This window comes from Aeromicrobium sp. SP1 (assembly GCF_055663785.1).
In genome coordinates, this window is record NZ_JBQVVK010000001.1 from 177,884 (window position 1) to 200,957 (window position 23,074).

A 23,074-nucleotide genomic window follows, 5' to 3' on the forward strand; every position below is an offset into this window, starting at 1 on the left:
GGTCTATGGTCGGGGACGTGAACTCACCCATGAGCATGGCGGTCGAGGCGGGGCCCTCCGATCTCGACGGCCACATCTACAACCGCCTGCTGAAGGAACGCATCGTCTTCCTCGGCTCCGAGGTCCGCGACCAGAACGCGAACGCGATCTGCGCGCAGCTGCTGCTGCTCAACGCCGAGGACCCCGATGCCGACGTCTACTTCTACATCAACAGCCCCGGCGGTTCCGTCGACGCGGGCATGGCGATGTACGACACGATGCAGTTCATCTCCAACGATGTCGTCACCGTCGGCATGGGACTGGCCGCCTCGATGGGCCAGTTCCTGCTCGCCGCGGGCACGGCCGGCAAGCGCTTCGCGCTGCCGCACACCCGGATCATGATGCACCAGCCCTCGGGCGGCATCGGCGGCTCCGCCTCCGACGTCAAGATCCAGGCCGAGCAGTCCATCCTGCTGAAGCGGCAGCTCAACCAGCTGCAGGCCCAGCACACCGGTCAGAGCGTCGAGCAGATCGAGGCCGACGCCGATCGCGACCGCTGGTTCACCCCCGCTCAGGCCAAGGAATACGGACTGATCGACGAGATCGTCAAGTCGGCAGGAGACGTGCGATGAGCTACTACATTCCCCAGTGGGAAGAGCGGACCTCCTACGGCTTCCGTCGGATCGATCCCTACGCCAAGCTCTTCGAGGACCGGATCATCTTCCTCGGCACCCCGATCAGCGACGACGTCGCGAACGCGGTCACGGCCCAGCTGCTGTGCCTGCAGTCGATGGATCCCGATCGCGACATCAGCATCTACATCAACAGCCCCGGTGGCTCGTTCACGGCGCTGACCGCGATCTACGACACGATGCGCTACGTGAAGCCGGACGTGCAGACGTTCTGCCTCGGCCAGGCCGCCTCGGCCGCCGCGGTGCTGCTGGCCGCCGGCACGCCGGGCAAGCGCTTCGCCCTGCCGAACAGCCGGATCCTCATCCACCAGCCCTACACCGAGGGCACGGGCGGCCAGATCTCCGACCTGGAGATCCAGGCCAACGAGATCATCCGCATGCGTGAGCTGCTCGAGAAGATGATCGCCGAGGCGTCGAACAAGACGGCCGAGGAGGTCAGCCGCGACGTGGAGCGCGACAAGATCCTGACCGCCCCCGCGGCGGTCGAGTACGGGATCATCGACCAGGTCCTCGAGACGCTCAAGACTCCTCGCTGAGTCCGATTCGGGGCGACACGCCCGGAATCCACCCGGCATTCCCGGTCCCCCACGGTGCCCGATTGTGGCATCGTGGGGGAACCGCACGTAACGACAGGAACTCCGCATGGCACGCATTGGTGAGACCGCCGACCTGCTGAAGTGCTCCTTCTGTGGCAAGAGCCAGAAGCAGGTCAAGAAGTTGATCGCCGGACCCGGCGTCTACATCTGCGACGAGTGCATCGACCTGTGCAACGAGATCATCGAGGAGGAGCTCGCCGAGGGCGCCGAGGTCAGCCTCGGCGAACTGCCCAAGCCGGCCGAGATCTACGAGTTCCTCAACACGTACGTCGTGGGTCAGGAGGGCGCCAAGAAGTCGCTCGCCGTCGCGGTCTACAACCACTACAAGCGCGTGCAGGCGCAGGCCTCCGGCCGCATCAACAAGGAGGACACCGTCGAGCTGGCGAAGTCCAACATCCTGATGGTGGGCCCGACCGGCTGCGGCAAGACCTACCTGGCGCAGACCCTCGCGCGGATGCTGAACGTCCCGTTCGCGATCGCCGACGCGACGGCGCTGACCGAGGCCGGCTACGTCGGCGAGGACGTCGAGAACATCCTGCTCAAGCTCATCCAGGCCGCCGACTACGACGTCAAGAAGGCCGAGACGGGCATCATCTACATCGACGAGATCGACAAGATCAGTCGCAAGAGCGAGAACCCGTCGATCACTCGCGACGTCTCCGGTGAGGGCGTCCAGCAGGCGCTGCTGAAGATCCTCGAGGGCACCACCGCGTCGGTGCCGCCGCAGGGCGGTCGCAAGCACCCGCACCAGGAGTTCATCCAGATCGACACGACGAACGTGCTGTTCATCGTGGGCGGCGCCTTCGCCGGGCTCGACCAGATCATCGAGCAGCGCAGCGGCAAGAAGACGCTCGGCTTCAACTCCGACCTCGCGCCGCTCACCGACGAGGAGACCGCGCAGCACCTCTCGAAGGTCGTGCCGACCGATCTGCTCAAGTTCGGCCTGATCCCCGAGTTCATCGGGCGCCTGCCGGTCATCGCGGCGGTCAACAAGCTCGACAAGCGGGCCCTCGTGTCGATCCTCACCGAGCCCCGCAACGCCCTGACCAAGCAGTACATCCGGCTCTTCGCGATCGACGACGTCGAGCTGGAGTTCACCGACGACGCGTGCGAGGCGATGGCCGACCTGGCCCTCGAGCGCGACACCGGCGCCCGCGGCCTGCGCTCGATCGTCGAGGACGCGCTGCAGGACATCATGTACGAGATCCCCAGCCGCGACGACATCGCCAAGGTGGTTGTCACCGCCGATGCGGTCCGTGGCCAGTCGGGCCCGCGTCTGCTCACGCACGACGAGGTCAACCAGAAGGCCAGCTGACGGCCCTCCTGTCCGCTGTCACGCCGCTCGCGGGTAACGTCGTTCCATGGTCGACATCACGCTCTTCGGCGCCACCGGATTCACCGGCGGACTGACCGCCGACTATCTCGCCGTGCACCTGCCCGCGGACGCCACGTGGGCGATCGCCGGTCGGTCCCGCGCCCGGCTCGAGAAGGTGGCCGAGCGGATCGCCTCGACGGGCCGCACGGCTCCCGAGATCGTGCTCGCCGACCACACCGACGCCGCCTCGATGGCCGCGATGGCCGAGGACACGCGCGTCCTGATCAGCACCGTCGGGCCGTACCTCGAGTACGGCGAGCCCGCGGTCAGGGCGGCCACGGATGCCGGCATCGCCTACGTCGACCTCACCGGCGAGCCGCAGTTCGTCGACCAGATGTGGCTCAAGTACCACGAGGCGGCCGTCGCCTCGGGGGCTCGGCTCGTCCATGCCTGCGGCTTCGACTCCATCCCGTACGACCTCGGCGCGCTCTACACCGTCGACCAGCTGCCCGACGACGTGCCGATCAGCCTCAAGGGCTACATCCGCGCGAAGGCGAGCTTCTCCGGCGGCACGTACCACTCCGCGATCCAGCAGATGTCGCAGTTCCGGGCCTCGCAGGCCGCAGCGAAGCAGCGTCGCGCGAAGGAGGCCCGGCCGACGGGCCGCCGCGTGCGCGGGGGCGGCAAGATCGGGCGCGCCGTGCCTCCCGTGAAGGGATTCGGCGTGCCGCTGCCGACGATCGACCCGCAGATCGTGCTGCGCTCGGCGCGTGCCCTCGACGTCTACGGTCCGGACTTCACGTACGAGCACTTCGCCCACTTCAAGACCCGCCGCATGGTCGCGCTCGCCGCGCCGGTGCTGACCGCCGTCGCCGTCGGTGCCCAGTTGCCGCCGCTGAAGTCGCTGCTGCTCAAGATCAAGGACCCGGGGGAGGGGCCGTCCGAGGAGGAGCGCGCCTCGTCGTGGTTCACGCTGACGATGGTGGGTGAGGCCGCCGGCGAGCGCATCGTCACGACGGTCCGCGGCGGCGACCCGGGCTACACCGAGACGGCCAAGATGCTCGCGGAGTCGGCGATGAGCCTGGCCTTCGACGACCTGCCCGACGTCGCGGGTCAGACCACGACCGCCGTCGCGATGGGCTCGGCGCTGATCAACCGGCTGCAGAACTCCGGGATCGACTTTGCGACCCGAGCGGAGTGAGGGTCGCAGGTCGCGTAGCGGCGAGCGCAGCGAGACGCGTATCGAGACACCGGTCGGCTGATCGGTGCCGTCGCCCAGACGCGTCAGGCGATGACGACGTCGACGCCGGCCTCGGCGAGCATGTCCCGGTCTGCGGCGGTGATGCCGTCGTCGGTCACGACGGCGTCGATGTCCTTGAGGTCGGCGAACGAGAACACCTGGTGGGGACCGAACTTCGCCGAGTCCGCCAGCACGACGGCCGAGCGCGCCGATTCGATGAGGGCGCGCTTCACGGCGGCCTCCTCCGAGTCGGGCGTGCTGAAGCCGTGGTCGCGCGTGATGCCGTTCGTGCCGACGAAGGCGACGTCGACGCGGGTCGTGCGCAGGGCCTCGATCGTCGCCTGACCGACGGCGACGCCGGTCACCTCGCGGACGCGGCCGCCGATCGTGTGCAGGTCGATCTCGTGATGCTCCAGCAACTGACTGGCGATCGCGACGCTGTGCGTGAGCACCGTGAGGCGCCGGTCGGCCGGAAGCGTGTCGACGAGGTGGGCGACCGTGCTGCCGCCGTCGAGGATGATGCTGCCGCCGGTGTCCGGCAGGAAGCGGTGGGCGGCCGCCGCGATCCGCGCCTTGAGTTCGGGCCGCTCGCCGGTGCGCTGCGACAGGCTCGCCTCGATCCGCGAGAAGGCCGAGGAGACGACGGCGCCGCCGTGCACGCGCCGGGCGGTGCCGGCCCGCTCGAGGACCGCGAGGTCGCGCCGGATCGTCTCGGTGGAGACCGCGAGTTCGTCGGCCACCTCGTTCACGGCGATGCGCCCGTCGCGGACGAGGCGTTCGGTGAGCAACAACTGGCGCTCTGCGGCGTACACGTGACCTCCTGACGGCTCGCCTGTGGAACCGTGTGGTTTTACGTGGGAAAGTGTACGCCTGTCACGCCTCGGCGAGGGTCGCTTCGACGATCAACCCGTCCTGGTCGCCCGCGGAGGTGACGACGTCGCCGGTCACCCGGCCGGCGGCGCGCACGTCGGGGATCGCCCCGGCGAGCAGGTCGAGCGAGGCCTGCGGACCGGTGACCGACACGTGCGTGACCTCGGTCCGCTGGCTCACCTTGGCGGTCGACTTCGCGCCACGGATGCCGGCCAGGGCCTGCCCGGCGAGCGCGAGCAGCCCGGCATCGTGGGCCTGCGCCGCGAGGTCGTCGGCGGTGGGCCACGCCGCGTGGTGGATCGAACCCTCCTGCCACCACGACCAGACCTCCTCGGTCACGTAGGGCAGGAACGGCGCGAGCAGCCGCAGCTGGGCCGAGAGCGCGAGCACGAACGTCGCGCGGGCCGAGGTGGCGGCGGCGTCCTCACCGCGCGCGCGGTCCTTGACCAGCTCGAGGTAGTCGTCGCAGAAGTCCCAGAAGAACTTCTCCGTGACCTCGAGCGCCGAGGCGTAGTCGTAGGCCTCGAGGTGCGCGGTGGCCGTCTCGACGACGGCACGCAGCCCCGTGAGCAGGGCCCGGTCGAGCGGCTCGGTGACGAGCGAGCCGTCGAGCAGCGAGGCGTCGGCGCCCAGGCCGTACTGGTCGGCGGGGGCCAGCACGAACTTGCTGGCGTTGAGGACCTTCATCGCGAGCCGTCGGCCGACCTTCATCTGGCCCTCGTCGAACGGCGAGTCCGCGCCCGGACGGGCACCGGCGGCGCGCCAGCGCACGGCGTCGGCGCCGAACTTCTCCAGCACCTCGTCGGGCACGACGACGTTGCCCTTGGACTTGCTCATCTTCTTGCGATCGGGGTCGACGACGAAGCCCGAGAGCGCGGTGTGCGCCCACGGCACGCGACCGAACTCCTGGTTCGACCTCACGACGGACGAGAACAGCCAGGTCCGGATGATGTCGTGGCCCTGCGGGCGCAGGTCCATCGGGAAGGTGCGCTCGAACAGGTCGTGGTCGCGCTCCCAGCCACACACGAGCTGCGGGGTCAGCGACGACGTCGCCCACGTGTCCAGCACGTCCGGGTCGGCGATGAAGCCTCCGGGGACGCCGCGCTGCGCCTCGTCGAAGCCCGCGGGGGCCTGCGACGCGGGGTCGACGGGCAGGTCGGACTCGGCGGCGAGGATCGGGTTCTCGTGGTCGGGCTCGCCGTCGGCGTCGAGGCGGTACCAGACCGGGAACGGGATCCCGAAGAACCGCTGACGGCTCACGAGCCAGTCGCCGTTGAGGCCCTCGATCCAGTTCGTGTACCGCGACTGCATGTAGCCGGGGTGCCACGTGATGTCGTTGCCGAGCCCGACGAGACGCTCGCGCAGGTCGGCGTCGCGTCCGCCGTTCTTGATGTACCACTGGCGGGTCGAGACGATCTCGAGCGGCTTGTCGCCCTTCTCGTAGAAGTTCGCGACGCGGTCGGTGGCCTTCGGGTCGCCGTCGAGGTCACCGGAGGCCCGGAACGCCTCGACGATCGCCTCGCGGGCGCTGAACGTGGTCTTGCCGGCGAGCTCGGCGTACACCGCCTCGCCGGGGCCGCCGGCGATCCACTCGGGAGTCTCGCGCAGGATGCGGCCGTCGCGGCCGATCACGGTGCGGTTCGGCAGGTTGAACTCGCGCCACCACTGCACGTCGGTGAGGTCGCCGAAGGTGCAGCAGTGGACGATGCCCGAGCCCTTCTCGGGATCGGCGAGGGTGCTGGCGATCACGGGCACCTCGACGCCGAACACCGGCGAGGTCGCGGTGGTGCCGAACAGGTGCGCGTAGCGCTCGTCGTCCGGGTGGGCGATGAGGGCGACGGCGGCGGGGGTCAGCTCGGGACGCGTCGTCTCGACGTGGGCCGTCGTGCCGTCCGCGAGGTGGTAGGCGACGCGGTAGTAGTGGCCGGGGTAGTCGCGCGCCTCGAGCTCGGCCTGGGCGACCGCGGTCTGGAACGTGACGTCCCACATCGTGGGTGCGTCCTGGCTGTAGGCCTCGCCGCGGGCGAGGTTGCGCAGGAACGCGCGCTGGCTCGTGGCCTGCGCCTCGTGGCCGATCGTCGTGTAGGTCTGCGACCAGTCGACCGACAGGCCCAGCGTGCGCCACAGCCGCTCGAAGACCTTCTCGTCCTCGTGCACGAGCTCGTTGCACAGCTCGATGAAGTTGCGCCGGCTGATCGGGATCTGCTTCTTCGGGTCCGGCTTCTCCGGCGGCGTGAAGGCCGCGTCGTACGGCAGCGACGGATCGCAGCGCACGCCGTAGTAGTTCTGCACGCGCCGCTCGGTGGGCAGGCCGTTGTCGTCCCAGCCCATCGGGTAGAACACCTCGAACCCGCGCATGCGCTTGTAGCGCGCGATCAGGTCGGTGTGCGTGTAGCTGAAGACGTGGCCCACGTGCAGCGAGCCGGACACCGTCGGCGGGGGAGTGTCGATCGAGTAGATCTGCTCGCGCGTCTTGGTGCGGTCGAAGGCGTAGGTGCCCTGCTCGGCCCATACGCCGACCCACTTGTCCTCCAGACCTTCGAGGACGGGCTTCTCCGGGACACGGTTCTGGGCAGTCACAATCCTCGATTCTACCGGGCGCCGCCGGTGCGCCGCGCCGCCCACGAGGACGATCGGACGGGACCGGTAGCGTGACGGGCGACAGAGGGGGCAGTGTGACGGACGAGCCGACGGTCGACCGGCCGACGATCCACGTCGTCGCGGCGTTCACGACGGACGCCCGGGGGCGGATCCTCATGGTGCGCAAGGCCGGATCGCAGGTGTTCATGCAGCCGGGCGGCAAGCCCGAGGCGGGTGAGGTCGCGGCCGAGGCGCTCGTCCGCGAGCTGGCCGAGGAGCTGCTGGTCGACGTGTCACCGCACGACCTCGTCCCGTGGGGCCGGTTCGAGGCCGACGCCGCGAACGAGCCCGGGCACGCCCTCGTCGCCGAGGTCTTCGGACTGCATCTCGATACCGAGGTCACCGCGGCCGCCGAGATCGCCGAGGCCCGCTGGTTCACCCGCGACGAGGCGCTCGCCCTCGGTGACCGGCTCGCCCCGCTGGCCCGGCGGATGCTCGACCTGCCGCCCACCCGACAGCGTTTCCGGCCGTACCGGTTCACCGAGCCCATCGAGACCGAGCGGCTGCGCCTGCGCCCCATCACCGTGGACGACGTCGACGCGTTCCACGCCTACCAGTCCCGTGCGGACGTGGCGCAGTACATGCTCTTCGAGCCCCGCACGCGCCCCGAGATGGCCGCGCGGGTCGCCGAGTGGTCGGAGCACACCGAGCTCGTGCGCGACGGCGACTACCTCGAGATTCCCGTCGAGCGCAGGGACACCGGTGAGTTCATCGGTCACTCCTACGTGAGCCTGCGCAGTGTCGAGAACCTGACCGCGGAGATCGGCTGGGGCCTGCACCCCGACCACCAGGGCGAGGGCTTCGCCACGGAGGCCGCGCGGGCCCTGCTGCGGATCTGCTTCGACGAGCTGGGCCTGCACCGCGTGGTCGCCGAGCTCGACCCGCGCAACGCGGCCTCGGTCGCGCTGTGCCGTCGCCTCGGCATGCGCGAGGAGGCCCACTTCGTGCGCGACCTGTGGTTCAAGGGCGACTGGGCGGACACGGGCGTCTACGCGGTGCTCGCCGAGGAGTTCGGGCTCCTGCGGTGACCCCCGCAGGGCGCCGGCCGGTTCGACCGGCCGGCGTCCTACACCCTGGTGGCCTCCGGGCTCGCGGCCGGGACGCTCTCCTCGCGGGCTCCCCGAGCGAGCCGGCTGGGCCACCAGATCCGGTCGCCGATGTCGAGGTTGAGCGCCGTCACCATGACCGACCGCACGATGATCGTGTCCAGCAGGACGCCGACCGCGACGGCGAAGCCGAGCTCGGCGAGGAACACGATCGGCAGCGTGCCGAGCGTCGCGAACGTGCCGGCCAGCACGAGGCCCGCGGACGTGATGACGCCACCGGTGGCCGCCAGCGCGATGAGGGCGCCGCGGTGCGTGCCGTGCCTGATCGACTCCTCGCGGACCCGGGTCATCAGGAAGATGTTGTAGTCGATGCCGAGGGCGACGAGGAACACGAACGCGAACAGCGGGAACGACGAGTCCGCGCCGGCCCAGCCGAACAGGTACGTGAACGCCAGACCGCAGATGCCCATCGTGGCCGCGAACGAGAGCACGACCGTGAACAGCAGCATGACCGGCGCCGCGACCGACCGCAGCAGCAGGATCAGGACCAGCAGGACGACCAGGAGGATGATCGGGATGATCAGCCGGTTGTCGGCCGCCGAGGCCTGCTGGACGTCGTGGTTGAGCGCGGTGTTGCCGCCGACGATCGCGTCGGCACCGTCGACGTCGTGCACGGCGTCGCGCAACCGGTCGATCGTGTCCATCGCGGCGGACGAGTCGGCCGGGTCCTCGAGCGTCGCCTCGATGTAGGCCAGGTCGTCCTGGACCTGCGGCTTGGTGACGGTCGACGGCTCGATGCCCTCGGTCTCGGCCACGACGGCCTGCACCTCGTCGGCCTGCGCGGCGTTCGAGATGATCTGCACGGGATCGCCGGCTCCGGCGGGGAAGTGCTCGGCGATCTTCTCGTCGGCGATGATCGACGGCTGCTCCTGCGTGAACGACTCGGCGTTCGTGAGGCCCGTGGCGTCCAGCTTGACGATGCCGAACGACAACCCCACGAGCACGAGGGTCGTGACGACCCACACGGCCCGAGGAGCCTTCTCGATGCGGCGGCCCACCCGGCCCCACACGCCCTTCTCGGCCTTCTCCGGATCACCGAAGTGGGGGATGAACGGCCAGAAGACCCACCGGCCGAAGATCACCAGCAGGACGGGCAGCAGGACGAGCATGAGCAGCAGCGCGATCGCGATGCCGGCCGCGCCGACGGGGCCCAGGCCCGCGGTGGAGTTCATCTGCGCGAACAGCAGGCACAGCAGGCCAATGATGACGGTCGCGCCGCTCGCGAGGATCGCGGGTGCCGCGCGGTGCAGGGCGTGGGCCATCGCCTCGTGCCGGTCCTCGTACCGACGCAGCTCCTCGCGATAGCGGGCCACCAGCAGGAGCGCGTAGTCGATGCCCGCGCCGAGCACGAGCACGCTGAGGATGCCGGCACTCTGGCCGTTCACGGTCAGCCCCGCGTGCTTGGCCAGCAGGTAGACGACCCCCTGGGCCGCGAAGACGCTCATGAGGCCGCAGAACAGCGGAATCAGCCACAGGATCGGACTGCGGTACGTCAGCAGCAGCATGACGATGACGACGCCGACCGCCGCGACCAGCAGGACGCCGTCGATCCCGGCGAAGGCCTCGGCCTGGTCGGCGCCGACGGCGGCGGGACCGCCGATGTGGACGGTCAGGTCGGTGCCGGCGACGGCATCGTTCGTGGTGTCGGTGATCTCGTCGATCCAGTCGGGCAGGTCCTCCCAGCCCTCCTCGTCGAGGGTCAGCGGGACGATCAGCTGTGCCGCGAGACCGTCCTCGCTGGGGATCGGCCCGACGACCTCGCCGATCGGAATGTCGTCGATCGCGCCGAGATCGTCGGCGGCCTTCTGCGCGGCCGCGAGGTCCTCCGGCGTGAGCGCGGTCTCCGAGGTCAGCAGGACGACCGCAGGTGCGACGTCCTCGTCGTAGAACGCCCCGGCCTTCTCGATGACCTTCGTCGACTCCGCGTCGGACGGAAGCCACGACGCGATGTCATTGTCCTGCACGCTCGCGAGCTTGCCGCCGAAGGAGCCGAGCGCCCCCACGATCAGCAGCATCACGACGAGCACGACCCACTTGACCCAACGATGGGTGATCCACCCGGCGACCTGTCGATTCACGAGTACCAGTCTGCGGCCTACTCGTGGCTTGTGGGAATCCGGGATGCCCCCCATTTCGTGCCGGGGTCCTACGGTGGATCCATGACGACTCCTGCACCGCCCGACTCGCACGCCGATCTGCTCGAGCGTCCGCTGTTCGCCCACCTGGCCACGGTCCGACCCGACGGGGCACCGCAGAGCAGCGTGATGTGGTTCTCGTGGGACGGTGAGCTGCTGCGGTTCACGCACACGTCGACGCGGCAGAAGTACCGGAACATCCGTCACGAGCCGCGGGTCTCGGTGTCGATCGCCGACCCCGACGACGGCTACCGCTTCATCGAGGTGCGCGGCACGGTCGTCGACGTCTCGCCCGACGACGACGTCGCGTCGTTCTACCAAGGGCTGCAGCGTCGGTACGCAGAGCAGTACGAGATCACCGACGCCGAGGTGCGCGTCATCGTCTCGGTCCGCCCGGACAAGTACGTCATCGTCGGCGGTGGCTCCGTCATCGGCGACTGAGATACTGGATCCGATGAGGCCCACGTACCCCGAGGTCGAGCTCGCCCTGCTGGCGCGCTGGCCCGAGACCAGGCTCGAGCCGTCGCTCGACCGGATCCGCGCCGTCTGCGAGCTGATGGGCGATCCGCAGGACGCCCAGCCCGTGATCCAGCTGACCGGCACGAACGGCAAGACGTCCACGAGCCGGATGATCGACGCGCTGCTGCGCGCGCTCGACCTGCGCACCGGACGGTTCACGAGCCCGCACCTGCAGCGCATGAACGAGCGGATCTGCATCGACGGGGAGCCGCTGTCCGACGACCTGTTCGTCGACGCCTACTCCGACGTCGCGGTCTACGCCGACCTCGTCGACGCGCGCGGCGAGCACCGGCTGAGCTTCTTCGAGATGCTCGTCGCGATGGGCTACGCGGCCTTCGCCGATGCGCCGGTCGACGTCGCGGTCGTCGAGGTCGGGATGGGCGGTGCGTGGGATGCGACGAGCGTCGCCGACGCCGACGTCTCGGTCGTGACGACGATCGACGTCGACCACACCAAGTACCTGGGCGACACGCCCGCCGAGATCGCGATCGAGAAGGCCGGGATCATCAAGCCCGGCGGCCGGGCCGTGTTCGCCGAGCAGTCCGACGAGGTGCTCGAGGTGCTCGTGACCCGTGCGACCGAGGTCGGCGCGCCGTTCGTGATGGAGGGCCGGGACTTCCACATCGAGTCGCGGGTCGCCGCGGTCGGTGGCCAGCAGTTCGCGATCCAGGGCGTCAAGGGCCGGTACGAGGACATCCTGCTGCCGCTGCACGGCCCCTTCCAGGCGCGCAACGCCGCACTCGCGCTCGCGGCCGTCGAGGTGTTCACGGGCAACGCCGAGCTCGATCCCGAGCTCGTGCGGGCCGCCTTCGGCGCCGTGACGTCGCCCGGTCGCCTCGAGGTCGTCCGTCGCAGCCCCACGATCGTGCTCGACGCCGCCCACAACCCGCACGGGGTGCGGGCGATGGTCGAGTCGATCACCGAGGAGTTCTCGTTCAGTCCGCTCATCGGCGTCGTCGGGATCATGGCCGACAAGGACGCCGAGGAGATCCTGCGCGAGCTCGAGGGCGTCGTCGCGCACCTGATCTGCACGCAGAACAGCACGGAGCGCTCGCTGCCGGCCGGCGACCTCGGTGAGCTCGCGGCCGACGTGTTCGGCGCCGACCGCGTCACGGTCGTGCCGCGCCTCGACGACGCACTCGAGCACGCGATCCTGCTCGCCGATGCGTCTGAGGGGTACGAGGACGCGATCGGCTCGGGCGGCATCGTGGTCACCGGCTCGGTCGTCACGGTCGGTGAGGCGCGCACGCTGCTGCACCACGTCGGACGGGACCGGGAGTCGCCCTCATGAGGCACATGTGCGCCGCGATGCTCTCGCTGCAGGCGATCATCCTGGGCCTGTCGATCCCGGTCATGATCGCGGTCGAGGACGTCCCGGCGGGACTCGCGGCGGCGATCGGCGGTGGCCTGGCGATCCTGTGCCTGCTCACGGCGGGAATGCTGCGCCGTCCGTGGGCGTACTGGGTCGGTCACGCGATCCAGGTCGGCACGGTGCTGACCGGCTTCCTCGTCCCGATCATGTTCTTCATCGGCCTGATGTTCACGGCCCTGTGGCTCGGCGCCTTCTTCCTCGGCCGGCGGATCGAGGCCGACAAGGCCCGCTGGGCCGCCGCGGAGTCACATCCCACGATGTGAGCCACATCACCCCCCACCCGGTAGCGTGGCACCATGGCGCGTGTCCTCGTGGTGGCCGATGAGATCTCGCCGGCGATCCATGACGCCGGCGTCCGTCGACTGCGCCCCGACCTCGTCCTGGGTGCCGGCGACCTGCCGTGGGACTACCTCGAGTTCCTGTCCTCGATGCTCGACGTGCCGGTCGTCTTCGTGCCGGGCAACCATGATCCCGAGGTCGAGGCGCCACTGAGCGGATTCCGCGGCTGGCTGACCGGCAACGGGATGCCGGCCGACGATCCGCGTCCGCTGGGCTGCACGAACGCCGACGAGTCGGTCATCGACGTCGCGGGGATCCGCATCGCGGGACTCGGCGGCAGCATTCGCCACAACGAGGGCCCCAACCAGTACACGCAGGACGAGTTCGCCAAGCGTGCGCGCCGGCTCATGAAGGTCGTCGCGAAGCGCGGGGGAGGGGTCGACGTGCTGCTGACCCACTCGCCGCCGCGCGGCCTCGGCGACGGCGACGACGCCTGCCACGTCGGCTTCGACGTCCTCCACGAGGTCATCGAGACGCTCCGACCGACCTGGCACCTGCACGGGCACATCCACCCGTACGGCCAGCGCCAGCCCGACCGGATCGTGGGCGACACCACGATCCGCAACGTCGTGCCCCACCGGCTCATGGAGATCGCCCCGGTGCTCGACCCGGTCGGCGGTCATGGCTGACTCCGGTTCGCCCCGGATCGACGCCGAGAGCGACTTCCTTCGCGCGCGGCGACTGCACACCCTGTCCACCCTCGCGGCCCGGCTGCGCGGCGAGGGCGAGTCCAGCCGGGCGCTCTCGTTCGACGAGGTCGTCGAGGCGCTCGGCCGGCGCGGCGAGCGACGGCTCGGGCTGCAGCTGATCCCGCTCGACGCGATCGTCGGCTCGGTCGACAAGGTGCGCGACTTCGACCGGCGGTTCCGGCCCACGTCGGACAAGAGCCGGGCCCGGTGGGAGCGGCTCGCCCGGGCCAGCCGGCAGGGCGAGGAGATCCCGCCCATCGACGTCTACAAGCTGGGCGACCACTACTTCGTCCGCGACGGACACCACCGCGTCTCGGTCGCCCGCGCGTTGCGGCTCAGCCTCATCGAGGCCGAGGTCACCGAGGTGCAGACCCTGATCGAGCCCGGCGACATCGCCACCCGCGAGAAACGCGAGCTCAAGCTGTGGCGCAAGGTGTTCATCCAGCGGGTGCCGCTCGATCGCTCGGTCCGCGCCGAGGTCCGGGTCAGCACGCCGCACGCGTACGGCTGGCTCGCCGAGATGGTCGAGGCGTGGGCCACCCGCACGATGCAGGCCGAGGGCGAGTTCATGGACAAGCCCACGATGGCCCGTCGCTGGTTCGACGAGGAGTACCTGCCGGTGCTCGAGCTCATGGCCGAGGCGGGAGTGAAGGGCGACGACGAGCTCGACGCCGACGCCTACATGCGCGCCGCGGGCGAGCGCTACCGGCTGATCCGCGAGCACGAGTGGGACCGCGAGATCATGAAGCAGGTCCGCGCCGCGAAGGCGCGCCGGCGCCGCCCCCGCCGCCCGACGCCGCCGCACTGACTCGCGCTGCCGACACCGGCTCGCACCGCGAGCGACATGTGTAGCGGTATCCACCTGGTCCGGGCCGGTTCGGCTCGATCCTGGTGGATACCGCTACACATCTGGGGTGCGGAGGCGCCCCTCAGACCGCGATGTTCTGCCCGGTCTCCGCGTCGAACACCTGGATCTTGCTGGTGTCGACGTAGAGCTCGGAGTTTTGGCCGCCGCGGACGTGCGACTCGGCGCTCAGCCGGGCGTTGACCTGCGTGCCGTCGGAGGCGAAGTCCGCCCCCGCGTCGGCCGCGAGGTCGTCGAGCTCGGCACTCTTGGCCGTGTCCGCGACGGTGAAGTACGCGTACACGTCCGAGCCCATCTCCTCGACGATGTCGACGTCGACGTTCACCCGTGCCCCGGGGGCGTCCGACGCGACGAGGGAGCCGTCCTCGAAGTGCTCCGGCCGGATGCCGACAATGACCTCACGGCTCGCGCTGCCGGACTGGATCGCCGACCTCGCCGAGTCGGGCACCGGCAGGTTGCCGAGCGACGTCTTGAGCGAGTCGCCCTCGATCGTCGCGGGCAGGAAGTTCATCGACGGACTGCCGATGAACCCGGCCACGAAGAGGTTGTTCGGGTGGTCGTACAGCTCGGTCGGCGAGCCGACCTGCTGGATCTTGCCGGCACGCATGACGACGACCCGGTCGCCGAGCGTCATCGCCTCGGTCTGGTCGTGCGTGACGTACAGCGTCGTCGTGGCGAGGCTCTTCTGGATCCGCGCCACCTGCGTACGCATCTGCACGCGCAGCTTCGCGTCGAGGTTCGACAGTGGCTCGTCCATCAGGAACGCCTTGGGCGAGCGGACGATCGCGCGGCCCATCGCGACGCGCTGGCGCTGGCCGCCGGAGAGGTTCGCGGGCTTGCGGTCGAGGTGCTGCTCGAGCTCGAGCATCTTCGCCGCCTCGTCGACCTTCTTCTTGATCGTGCCCTTGTCGACGCCCGCCAGCACGAGCGGGAACGCCATGTTGTCGTACACCGTCATGTGCGGGTACAGCGCGTAGGACTGGAACACCATCGCGATGTCGCGGTCCTTCGGCGCCTTGTCGTTGACGATCGTGCCGTCGATCTTGAGGTCACCGGTCGTGATGTCCTCCAGGCCGGCGACCATGTTGAGGGTGGTCGACTTCCCGCAGCCCGACGGGCCGACGAGGATGATGAACTCGCCGTCGGCGATCTCGAGATTGAAGTCCTCGACGGCAAGTGCGCCGTCGGGGTACCGCTTGACCACGTGGTCCAGGACGATCTCAGCCATGGTGGATCCCTTCTGATGTACGGAGTCAGCCCTTGACGGCGCCGCTGGTGAGGCCGGCCACGATCCGGCGCTGGAAGAACAGGACGAAGATGACGATCGGGATCGTGATGACCACGGCGGCGGCCGCGATGGCCTGCGTGGGCTTCTCGAACGTCGTGGCGCCGGTGAAGTAGCTCAGGGCGGCCGGGACGGTGCGCGAGTTGGTGCTGGAGGTCAGCGAGATGGCGAACAGGAAGTCGTTCCAGCACGAGATGAACACGAGGATCGCCGTCGTGAAGACGCCCGGCATCGCGAGCGGGGCGATGACCTTGCGGAAGGCCTGGTACGGGGTCGCGCCGTCCATCTTGGCGGCCTTCTCCAGCTCCCACGGGATCTCGCGGAAGAACGCGCTGAGCGTGTAGATCGCGAGCGGCAGCGCGAACGTGATGTAGGGGATGATCAGGCCGAGCCACGTGTCGAACAGGCCGACCGAGGTCAGGATCTTGAACAGCGGCGTGACCAGGGCGATCTGGGGGAACATCGCGATGAGCAGCGAGGCTCCCACGACGATCCTCTTGCCCGGGAAGTCCAACCGCGCGACCGCGTAGGCGGCCATCGTGCCGACGATGATCGCCAGGAACGTCGAGATCAGGCAGATGCCGATCGAGTTGAACAGCGCCCGCGTGAAGTCGTCGTTCTTGAAGATGGCGGTGTAGTGCTCCCACGTGGTCTGCGTGGGCCAGAACTTGCCGTCGTTGAGGATGCCGTCCGGCTTGAGTGACAGCGAGATGATCCAGAAGACGGGGATGAACGCGTAGAGCAGGACGAGGGCGTTGATCGCCCACCAGGTCGCCTTGCGCTGCGGCGTCGCGATGGCGGTACTCATGTCAGCGCTTCCCTTCGTCCGCGCCCGGTGCCGCCGCACCGAACAACTTGATGAAGACGGCCGCGATGATCGCGATCGTGATGAAGATCAGGATCGACATCGCCGAGCCGATGCCGAGGTTGAGTCCCTTGATCAGGTTGTTGTAGGCCACGATCGACACGCTCGACGTGTCGTTGGCACCGTTCGTGAGCACGTAGATGTTGTCGAAGACGCGGAACGCGTCGAGCGTGCGGAACAGCACCGCGACCAGGATCGAGGGTTTGATCAGGGGCACGGTGATCTTCCAGAACCGCTGCCACGGGTTCGCGCCGTCCATCGACGCGGCCTTCAGCAGGTCCTCGGGCACGAGCGCGAGACCGGCCATCAGCAGCAGTGCCATGAACGGGATCGTCTTCCACACCTCGGCGAGCACGATGATCCAGAACGAGGACCAGTGCCCGGTCAGCGGCGCGTTGTCGCCCGCGAGCCAGCCCATGCCCTGCGTCCAGGCGAAGCGCCAGCTGAAGGCGGCGACGACCGTGACGATCGCGTACGGCACGAGCGCCGAGGTCCGGACCAGTCCGCGTCCGACGATCGTGCGGTGCATGACGATCGCCAGGGCCATGCCGAGCACGAGCTCGAAGATGACGCTGACGACGGTCAGCAGCAGTGTGAACCAGAACGCCTGCCACCAGATCGGACTCGTCAGCACGGTGACGTAGTTGTCGAGGCCGACGAACTCGTTCTGGTCGGGCGTGCGGAGGTCGGCTCGGAAGAGCGACAGCCACACGGCGTAGAGGATCGGATAGGCCGTGACGACCAGCATGATGATGACCGCGGGGGCCACCAGCATCAGCCCGAGGCGCCGCTCGGCCTTCTTGCCCTCGCTGAAGCGCTGCTTCGCGATCTGGACCGCTTCGTCATCGGTGGCCGTGTCGGGAGTCGCGGTGGTGCTCATGGCAGGATCCCCTTCCCCTCGATGGCGTCATTGATGGAGCTCTCCAGCTCGTTCGCGGTCTTCTTCGGGTTGATGTCCGACGGCGGCGACAGCGTGGAGGAGATGATCGTCGAGATGTTCTGGTAGACCGGCGAGATGGGTCGTGAGCTCGCCGACTCGAGCGACTCGCGCATGATCTCGCCCTGCGGGTACGCCTCCTTGAACTCCGGCTCGTCGAACACCGTGGTGTTGACCGGCGGGTCACCGGACTCGAGCGCGGTCTGCAATTGGTGCTCCGGCGACCGCAGGCACATGCCCGCGTCGAAGGTCTCCTTCGGATGCTTGCTGTAGGAACTGATCGCGTAGTTCATGCCGCCGACCGTGACCTTCGAGGGCTGACCCTCGACCGTCGCCGGGAAGCGCGCGTAGCCGAGGTCGTCGGCGACCTCCTTGCTCTGCGGGTCGGTCTCACCGGCCGTCCGCATCGCCGGGAGGACGTAGGGCCAGTTCAGGGCGAACGCCGAGACGCCCGACTGCAACTGGGCGAAGACCTCGGGCTCCTGGGAGTTCGACAGCGACTTGCTCGCCAGTCCGGAGGTCGCGAACTTGTGCAGCAGGTTGAGCGCATCGATCGTCTTGTCGTCGATCGTGGTCTTGGTGCTGTCGTCGTTCACGATCGTGCCGCCGTACGAGGACAGGATCGTGTTGAAGCCGACGACGAGGCCCTCGTAGCGGGCGCCGGTGAAGCCGATCTCGTAGGGATCACCGTCGTCCTTGAGCTGCTGGGCCATCTCCATCATTTCTTCCCAGGTCTTCGGCGCCTCCTTCGCGCCGATCTTCTCCAGCAGCGACTTGCGGTACCAGAGGATCTGGGCGTTGGTGTGCTTCGGGATGCCGTAGAGGGTGTCCTTCCAGGTGGCCGTCTTGACGGGCACCTCCAAGGTGTCCTTCGTCGCCTCGGTGGCCTGGGAGTCGGTGAGCGGCATGATCCAGCCGGCCTCCGCGAACTCCGCGGTCCAGACGACGTCCATGCCGATCAGGTCCATGCCGTCGTCCTTGGCGGCCAGGCGGCGGACGAGCTGCTCGCGCTGGCCGTCCGCGTCGCTGGGCAGCAGGTTGCCGACGATCTTGTACTCGCCGTTCGACTGCTTGTTGCAGTCGGCGATGATCTTGTCGAATCCGGCTGCCGCCGCACCGCCGAAGAGATTGATGACGGGGACGCCCCCGTCGTCACCGCCGCCGCATGCGGCCGTGACCGAGCCGACGAGCGTGACCGCAGCCGTCAGTCCCAGAATCCTGCGCCACTTCACCTGCACCACCCGACCTTCCCCCGAGAGATCGGCGTCACCGCGTGTTCGATGTGACGTCGCTCACACGACGCTATGGCGACGGAGCGGTACGTGCAACCTCAGTGGAGGCAGAGTGGTCAGCCGGGGGCGATCCAGGCTGCGGTGTCGGCCGGAAGCCGGTGCCCGTCGAGGGGTCCGCTCACCACCAGGATCTCGCCGTGGGGGACGTCGATCGGCGTGGCGCCGAAGTTCGTGACGACCTGGATCCGCCGTCCGCCGTTCGCCGTGACCGTGAAGGCGAGCACGTCCTCGCCGAGGTCGTGCCACTGCAGCGAGCCCTGGCCTAGGCGGTACTTGCGGCGCACTGCGAGCAGTCGCCGGTAGAGCTCGAGCGTGCTTCCCGCGACGCCGTCCTGGCGGTTGGGGGCGAGGTCTCCGTAGACCTCCGGCTGGGGCAGCCATGTGGCCCCCGTCGGGCTGAATCCGAAACCCGGCTTGTCGGCGTGCCACGGCACGGGAACGCGGCAGCCGTCGCGACCGATGTCGGCGCCTGCGGTGCGCAGGAAGGACGGGTCCTGGCGCACGTCGGCGGGCAGGGTCGTGGCCTCGGGCAGGCCGAGCTCCTCACCCTGGTAGAGGTATGCCGACCCGGGCAGGGCGAGCATCACCGACGTCGCGGAGCGGGCGCGACGCAGGCCCAGCTCGGCGTTCGGCTGCGGGTCGTCCGGGCCGATGCCCGTCACGCGGGTGGCCCGGTCGAGGTCGTACGCGAGCCGGGTGGCGTGCCGCGGCACGTCGTGGTTCGACAGCACCCACGTCTGCGGGGCGCCGACGGCCTCAGTCGCGGCGAGCGCACGCGTGATCGAGTCGCGCTGCGCGTCGGCCGTCCACGGCGTCATGAGGTACGCGAAGTTGAAGGACTGGTGCAGCTCGTCGGGCCGGACGTAGCGGGCGAGCGCGTCGTCGGGGATCACCCACGCCTCGGCGACCAGGATCCGGTCGGCGTCCTCGCCGATGATCCGGTACTCCTCGACCAGACGGCGCCAGTCGCGGTAGACCTCGTGGACCGCCGGCTTGTCCCACATGGGGCGCCCGGCCGTCGGGTCGTTGGCGATGTCGTAGTCGAGCGGCGCGTCGGGCAGGCCCTCCTCCTTGTGCAGGGCGTGCGCGACGTCGATGCGGAAGCCGTCGACGCCGCGGTCGAGCCAGAAGCGCAGGATCGAGCGGAACTCCTCGGCGACCTCGGGGTTGGTCCACTCGAAGTCGGGCTGGGTCGGGTCGAACAGGTGCAGGTACCACTGGCCGGGGGTGCCGTCGGGGTTCGTCGTGCGGGTCCACGCCGGCCCGCCGAACTCGCTCAGCCAGTTGTTCGGCGGCAGTTCGCCGTTCTCGCCGCGCCCGTCACGGAAGATGTAGCGGCCGCGCTCGGGGCTGCCGGGCTCGCTCGCGAGGGCCGCCTGGAACCAGACGTGGTCGCTCGACGAGTGGTTCGGGACGAGGTCGACGATGACCCGCAGGCCCACGTCGTGGGCGCGGGTCGCGAGGGTGTCGAAGTCGGCGAGGGTGCCGAACAGGGGATCGACGTCGCGGTAGTCGGCGACGTCGTAGCCCGCGTCGTTCTGCGGGCTCGTGTAGAACGGCGACAGCCAGATCGCGTCGACGCCAAGCGAGACGAGGTGGTCCAGGTGCGACGTGATGCCGGGCAGGTCGCCGATGCCGTCGCCGTCTGCGTCGGCCCACGAGCGGGGATACACCTGGTAAATGACGGCGTCGCGCCACCACGGTGTCGCATGGGTTGTCGTCGTGGGGCTGTCGACCATCGGTGTCTCCGATCCGCGCGGCAGATAGGTTGTCATCATGACGCAGCGCACGCTTGTCCTCATCAAACCCGATGCCGTCCGTCGGGGCCTCGTCGGGGCGGTGCTCTCGCGGTTCGAGTCGAAGGGTCTGACGATCGCGGCGATGCAGCTGCGCACGATCGACGGCGCGATGGCCGATGCCCACTACCGCGACCACGTCGAGCAGCCCTGGTACCCGCCGTTGCGCGAGTTCGCGACGTCCGGACCGCTCGTCGCACTCGTGCTCGAGGGCGACGAGGCGATCGCGGTCGTCCGGTCGATCAACGGCGCCACCGACGGCCGCAAGGCCGATCCGGGCACGATCCGCGGCGACTTCTCGCTGTCCAACCGCGAGAACCTCGTCCACGCCTCGGATTCGGAGGAATCGGCGGCTCGCGAGATCGCGCTCTGGTTCGAAGGCTCGTGACCTCATGGGCGGGCCGACTCTGATCCAGGCCTGCCTCAACGGCGCACGCCCCCCGGCCGCCCATCCGGCCCTTCCGGTGACGCCCGCCGCGATCGCCGACGACGTGCTGGCGGTGGTGGCCGCCGGTGCCGGTGGCGTCCACGTCCACGCCAAGGACGCCGTCGGACTCGACACCCTCGACCCCGACTCCGTCGACGCCGTGCTGACCTCGATCCGCGTCGCGGCGCCCGCCGTCCAGGTGAGCGTCACGACGGGTGCCTGGGCGATGCCCGATCCCGCGGAACGCCTCGCCGCCGTGCGCGCGTGGAGCGTGCTGCCGGACCTCGCCTCGGTGAACTGGCACGAGGACGGCTCACTGCGGCTCGCGGCCACCCTGCTCGAACGCGGCATCGAGGTCGAGGCGGGCCTGTGGTCGATCGACGACGTCAGCGCCTGGGTGGCGTCGCCCGTGCGTGACGACGTGACGCGCGTGCTGCTGGAGCTGCAGGGCGGCATCGGCGGCCGCCAGTTGGTGGCCCTCGCGCAGGCGATGGTCGGGGGAGTGCGGGCGGTCGCGCCCGACGTCCCGATCCTGCTGCACGGCGAGGGGACGTCCGCCTGGTCGGCCGTGCGTCACGCCGTCCGGCTCGGCCTGGACACCCGCATGGGCCTCGAGGACACCCTGCTGATGCCCGACGACTCCGTCGCCCCCGACAACGCCGCCCTCGTCACCGCCGCCCTCCGCCTGACATGACGGACCCGCTGGGCGTGACGTTCGAGGGGTGTTTTCGCCCGATTCACCCCTCGAACGTCACTCCCAGCGGGTCCGGCGCGCGTCGAGCCAGCAGCGTCGCGTCGCCGATCTCCACGGTCTTGCCGTCGCGTTCGACGATCCGCGGACGCTCCTCGACCACGAGCACCTCGAAGTCCTCGGGCAGGACCGGGACCAGGTCCTCGGCGTGCCACATCGCGCGGTGCTGGTGGGCGCTGAGCTGGGCGAACACCTCCGACGGGGCGTGCCCGACGACGAGCAGGTGCCCACCCGGCGCGACGGCTGCGGTGAGTCGACGCACGACGTCGATCATCGGGCCGCCGGGGTGCAGGAAGTGGGTCGTGACGAGATCGAACCGGCGACCGTCCGCGTCGAACGTGCGGGCGTCGATCTGCCACCAGTCGGTGCGGTCGGCCACGCCGGCCTGCTGCGCGTGCTCGGCGGCACGGGCCAGTCCCTCGGTCGAGAAGTCGGCGCCGGTGACGGTCCACCCCTGCTGCGCGAGCCAGATGACGTCGCCGCCCTCTCCGCAGCCCAGGTCCAGCGCGGTGCCGGGCGTCAGCGCAGTCACCTCGGCGACGAGCTGCGGGTTCGGATTGCCGCTCCAGACCTTCTCGGACTGGGAGTACCGGGCGTCCCAGCCGGGCTGTTCGAAGTAGTCCGGGGCGTCCTGCTGGTGGTCGGCGTGATCGTGGGTCTCGGTCATGTCTCCAGCGTGGAGCCTGCGCCCGCTGAGAGCAAACTTCTTTGCCGGTACGGCAAGATGGACACATGGCCGACCATCTCGATGACACGAGTCGCGTCCTCGACGGCGTCGGGCCGCGGTTGCGGGCCCTGCGCTCGGCTCGCGGCGCGACCCTCGCGGACCTCTCCGCGGACACGGGGATCTCGGTGAGCACCCTCTCGCGCCTGGAGTCCGGGCAGCGACGGCCGACCCTCGAGCTCCTGCTGCCGCTGTCGCGCGTCCACCAGGTGCCGCTCGACGAGCTCGTCGACGCGCCCGAGACGGGCGACCCCCGAGTGCGCGCGAAGCCCGTCGTCCGTCACGGCCGGACGTTCATCCCGTTGACGCGTCGGCCGGGTGGGGTGCAGGCCTTCAAGATCATCCTTCCCCCGCACGACCCGCCCGAGCCGTACCAACCGCGGACCCACGAGGGCTACGAGTGGATCTACGTCCTCTCCGGTCGGCTGCACCTCGTCCTGGACGAACGCGCGATCGACCTCGGGCCCGGCGAGGTCGTGGAGTTCGACACCCGCACGCCCCACGTCGTCGCGAATCGCGGGGACGTCCCGGCCGAGATCCTCGGCCTGTTCGGGCCCCAGGGCGAACGCATGCACGTCCGCTCCGGACAGTGAGCGACCGGGCGGGCCTGTGACCCGTCGATGCCCTTGTCCACAAGGTG

22 protein-coding genes are annotated in these 23,074 nt (G+C 69.5%); 13 read left to right on the forward strand and 9 right to left on the reverse strand.

Translation table 11 applies throughout. From position 1 onward, the window contains the following. Window positions 1–35: 35 nt before the first annotated feature. From ACT26F_RS00820 to ACT26F_RS00835, 4 genes are all read left to right on the forward strand, one after another. Window positions 36–611 (forward strand): ATP-dependent Clp protease proteolytic subunit, encoded by a 576-nt coding sequence (locus ACT26F_RS00820; protein ID WP_471671642.1) that lies wholly within the window; start codon window positions 36–38, stop codon window positions 609–611. Further along, a complete protein-coding gene (locus ACT26F_RS00825) occupies window positions 608–1,207 on the forward strand; it encodes an ATP-dependent Clp protease proteolytic subunit (RefSeq protein WP_471668572.1) in 600 nt (199 codons plus the stop codon). The genes ACT26F_RS00820 and ACT26F_RS00825 overlap by 4 nt, the downstream gene beginning before the upstream one ends. A gap of 106 nt (window positions 1,208–1,313) precedes the next feature. Continuing rightward, window positions 1,314–2,582, forward strand: a complete 1,269-nt coding sequence (gene clpX / locus ACT26F_RS00830; protein WP_471668573.1) for an ATP-dependent Clp protease ATP-binding subunit ClpX — start codon at window positions 1,314–1,316, stop codon at window positions 2,580–2,582. A gap of 46 nt (window positions 2,583–2,628) precedes the next feature. Further along, complete coding sequence (locus ACT26F_RS00835) at window positions 2,629–3,783, forward strand: saccharopine dehydrogenase family protein (protein WP_471668574.1); 1,155 nt, start codon at window positions 2,629–2,631, stop codon at window positions 3,781–3,783. Between the two features lie 83 nt (window positions 3,784–3,866). Here ACT26F_RS00835 and ACT26F_RS00840 read toward each other — a convergent pair whose 3' ends face one another. Together ACT26F_RS00840 and valS are read right to left on the reverse strand one after the other, a co-directional pair. After that, window positions 3,867–4,634, reverse strand: a complete 768-nt coding sequence (locus tag ACT26F_RS00840) for a DeoR/GlpR family DNA-binding transcription regulator (protein ID WP_471668575.1) — start codon at window positions 4,632–4,634, stop codon at window positions 3,867–3,869. A gap of 61 nt (window positions 4,635–4,695) precedes the next feature. Then, window positions 4,696–7,272, reverse strand: a complete 2,577-nt coding sequence (valS, locus tag ACT26F_RS00845) for a valine--tRNA ligase (RefSeq protein WP_471668576.1) — start codon at window positions 7,270–7,272, stop codon at window positions 4,696–4,698. Window positions 7,273–7,367: 95 nt separating this feature from the next. Between valS and ACT26F_RS00850 the strand changes: the two genes are divergently transcribed. Beyond that, window positions 7,368–8,360, forward strand: a complete 993-nt coding sequence (locus ACT26F_RS00850; protein ID WP_471668577.1) for a GNAT family N-acetyltransferase — start codon at window positions 7,368–7,370, stop codon at window positions 8,358–8,360. Between the two features lie 38 nt (window positions 8,361–8,398). Here ACT26F_RS00850 and ACT26F_RS00855 read toward each other — a convergent pair whose 3' ends face one another. Continuing rightward, window positions 8,399–10,516, reverse strand: a complete 2,118-nt coding sequence (locus tag ACT26F_RS00855; RefSeq protein WP_471668578.1) for an MMPL family transporter — start codon at window positions 10,514–10,516, stop codon at window positions 8,399–8,401. Window positions 10,517–10,597: 81 nt separating this feature from the next. On the opposite strand from ACT26F_RS00855, the gene ACT26F_RS00860 reads away from it, so the two are divergent. The 5 genes from ACT26F_RS00860 to ACT26F_RS00880 are packed head-to-tail and all read left to right on the forward strand — an operon-like array spanning window position 10,598 to window position 14,300. After that, a complete protein-coding gene (locus ACT26F_RS00860; RefSeq protein WP_471668579.1) occupies window positions 10,598–11,014 on the forward strand; it encodes a PPOX class F420-dependent oxidoreductase in 417 nt (138 codons plus the stop codon). Between the two features lie 13 nt (window positions 11,015–11,027). Then, complete coding sequence (locus ACT26F_RS00865) at window positions 11,028–12,383, forward strand: bifunctional folylpolyglutamate synthase/dihydrofolate synthase (RefSeq protein WP_471668580.1); 1,356 nt, start codon at window positions 11,028–11,030, stop codon at window positions 12,381–12,383. Continuing rightward, window positions 12,380–12,727, forward strand: a complete 348-nt coding sequence (locus tag ACT26F_RS00870) for a DUF4233 domain-containing protein (protein ID WP_471668581.1) — start codon at window positions 12,380–12,382, stop codon at window positions 12,725–12,727. Before ACT26F_RS00865 ends, ACT26F_RS00870 begins: the two co-directional genes overlap by 4 nt. 33 nt (window positions 12,728–12,760) lie before the next feature. Beyond that, window positions 12,761–13,432 (forward strand): metallophosphoesterase family protein, encoded by a 672-nt coding sequence (locus ACT26F_RS00875; protein WP_471668582.1) that lies wholly within the window; start codon window positions 12,761–12,763, stop codon window positions 13,430–13,432. Next, window positions 13,425–14,300, forward strand: a complete 876-nt coding sequence (locus ACT26F_RS00880; protein WP_471668583.1) for a ParB N-terminal domain-containing protein — start codon at window positions 13,425–13,427, stop codon at window positions 14,298–14,300. The genes ACT26F_RS00875 and ACT26F_RS00880 overlap by 8 nt, the downstream gene beginning before the upstream one ends. A gap of 121 nt (window positions 14,301–14,421) precedes the next feature. Here ACT26F_RS00880 and ACT26F_RS00885 read toward each other — a convergent pair whose 3' ends face one another. From ACT26F_RS00885 to ACT26F_RS00905, 5 genes are all read right to left on the reverse strand, one after another. Continuing rightward, window positions 14,422–15,585: an ABC transporter ATP-binding protein gene (locus ACT26F_RS00885; protein ID WP_471668584.1), complete on the reverse strand. Its 1,164-nt coding sequence runs from the start codon at window positions 15,583–15,585 to the stop codon at window positions 14,422–14,424. A 25-nt stretch (window positions 15,586–15,610) separates the two neighbouring features. Beyond that, window positions 15,611–16,450, reverse strand: a complete 840-nt coding sequence (locus tag ACT26F_RS00890; protein ID WP_471668585.1) for a carbohydrate ABC transporter permease — start codon at window positions 16,448–16,450, stop codon at window positions 15,611–15,613. Window position 16,451: 1 nt separating this feature from the next. After that, window positions 16,452–17,387, reverse strand: a complete 936-nt coding sequence (locus ACT26F_RS00895) for a carbohydrate ABC transporter permease (protein WP_471668586.1) — start codon at window positions 17,385–17,387, stop codon at window positions 16,452–16,454. After that, window positions 17,384–18,676, reverse strand: a complete 1,293-nt coding sequence (locus ACT26F_RS00900) for an ABC transporter substrate-binding protein (protein ID WP_471668587.1) — start codon at window positions 18,674–18,676, stop codon at window positions 17,384–17,386. The genes ACT26F_RS00895 and ACT26F_RS00900 overlap by 4 nt, the downstream gene beginning before the upstream one ends. Before the next feature lie 116 nt (window positions 18,677–18,792). Further along, window positions 18,793–20,475, reverse strand: coding sequence for a glycoside hydrolase family 13 protein (locus tag ACT26F_RS00905; RefSeq protein ID WP_471668588.1), 1,683 nt, complete (start codon window positions 20,473–20,475; stop codon window positions 18,793–18,795). A gap of 37 nt (window positions 20,476–20,512) precedes the next feature. Here ACT26F_RS00905 and ndk point away from each other — a divergent pair, with 37 nt between their 5' ends. Together ndk and ACT26F_RS00915 are read left to right on the forward strand one after the other, a co-directional pair. Beyond that, a complete protein-coding gene (gene ndk, locus ACT26F_RS00910; protein WP_471668589.1) occupies window positions 20,513–20,920 on the forward strand; it encodes a nucleoside-diphosphate kinase in 408 nt (135 codons plus the stop codon). A 4-nt stretch (window positions 20,921–20,924) separates the two neighbouring features. Continuing rightward, window positions 20,925–21,653, forward strand: a complete 729-nt coding sequence (locus tag ACT26F_RS00915) for a 3-keto-5-aminohexanoate cleavage protein (RefSeq protein WP_471668590.1) — start codon at window positions 20,925–20,927, stop codon at window positions 21,651–21,653. Between the two features lie 43 nt (window positions 21,654–21,696). Here ACT26F_RS00915 and ACT26F_RS00920 read toward each other — a convergent pair whose 3' ends face one another. Beyond that, window positions 21,697–22,377, reverse strand: coding sequence for a class I SAM-dependent methyltransferase (locus tag ACT26F_RS00920; RefSeq protein ID WP_471668591.1), 681 nt, complete (start codon window positions 22,375–22,377; stop codon window positions 21,697–21,699). A 65-nt stretch (window positions 22,378–22,442) separates the two neighbouring features. Between ACT26F_RS00920 and ACT26F_RS00925 the strand changes: the two genes are divergently transcribed. Continuing rightward, entirely contained in the window at window positions 22,443–23,027 is a 585-nt protein-coding gene (locus ACT26F_RS00925; protein WP_471668592.1) for a helix-turn-helix domain-containing protein, read from the forward strand. Window positions 23,028–23,074: the final 47 nt, after the last annotated feature.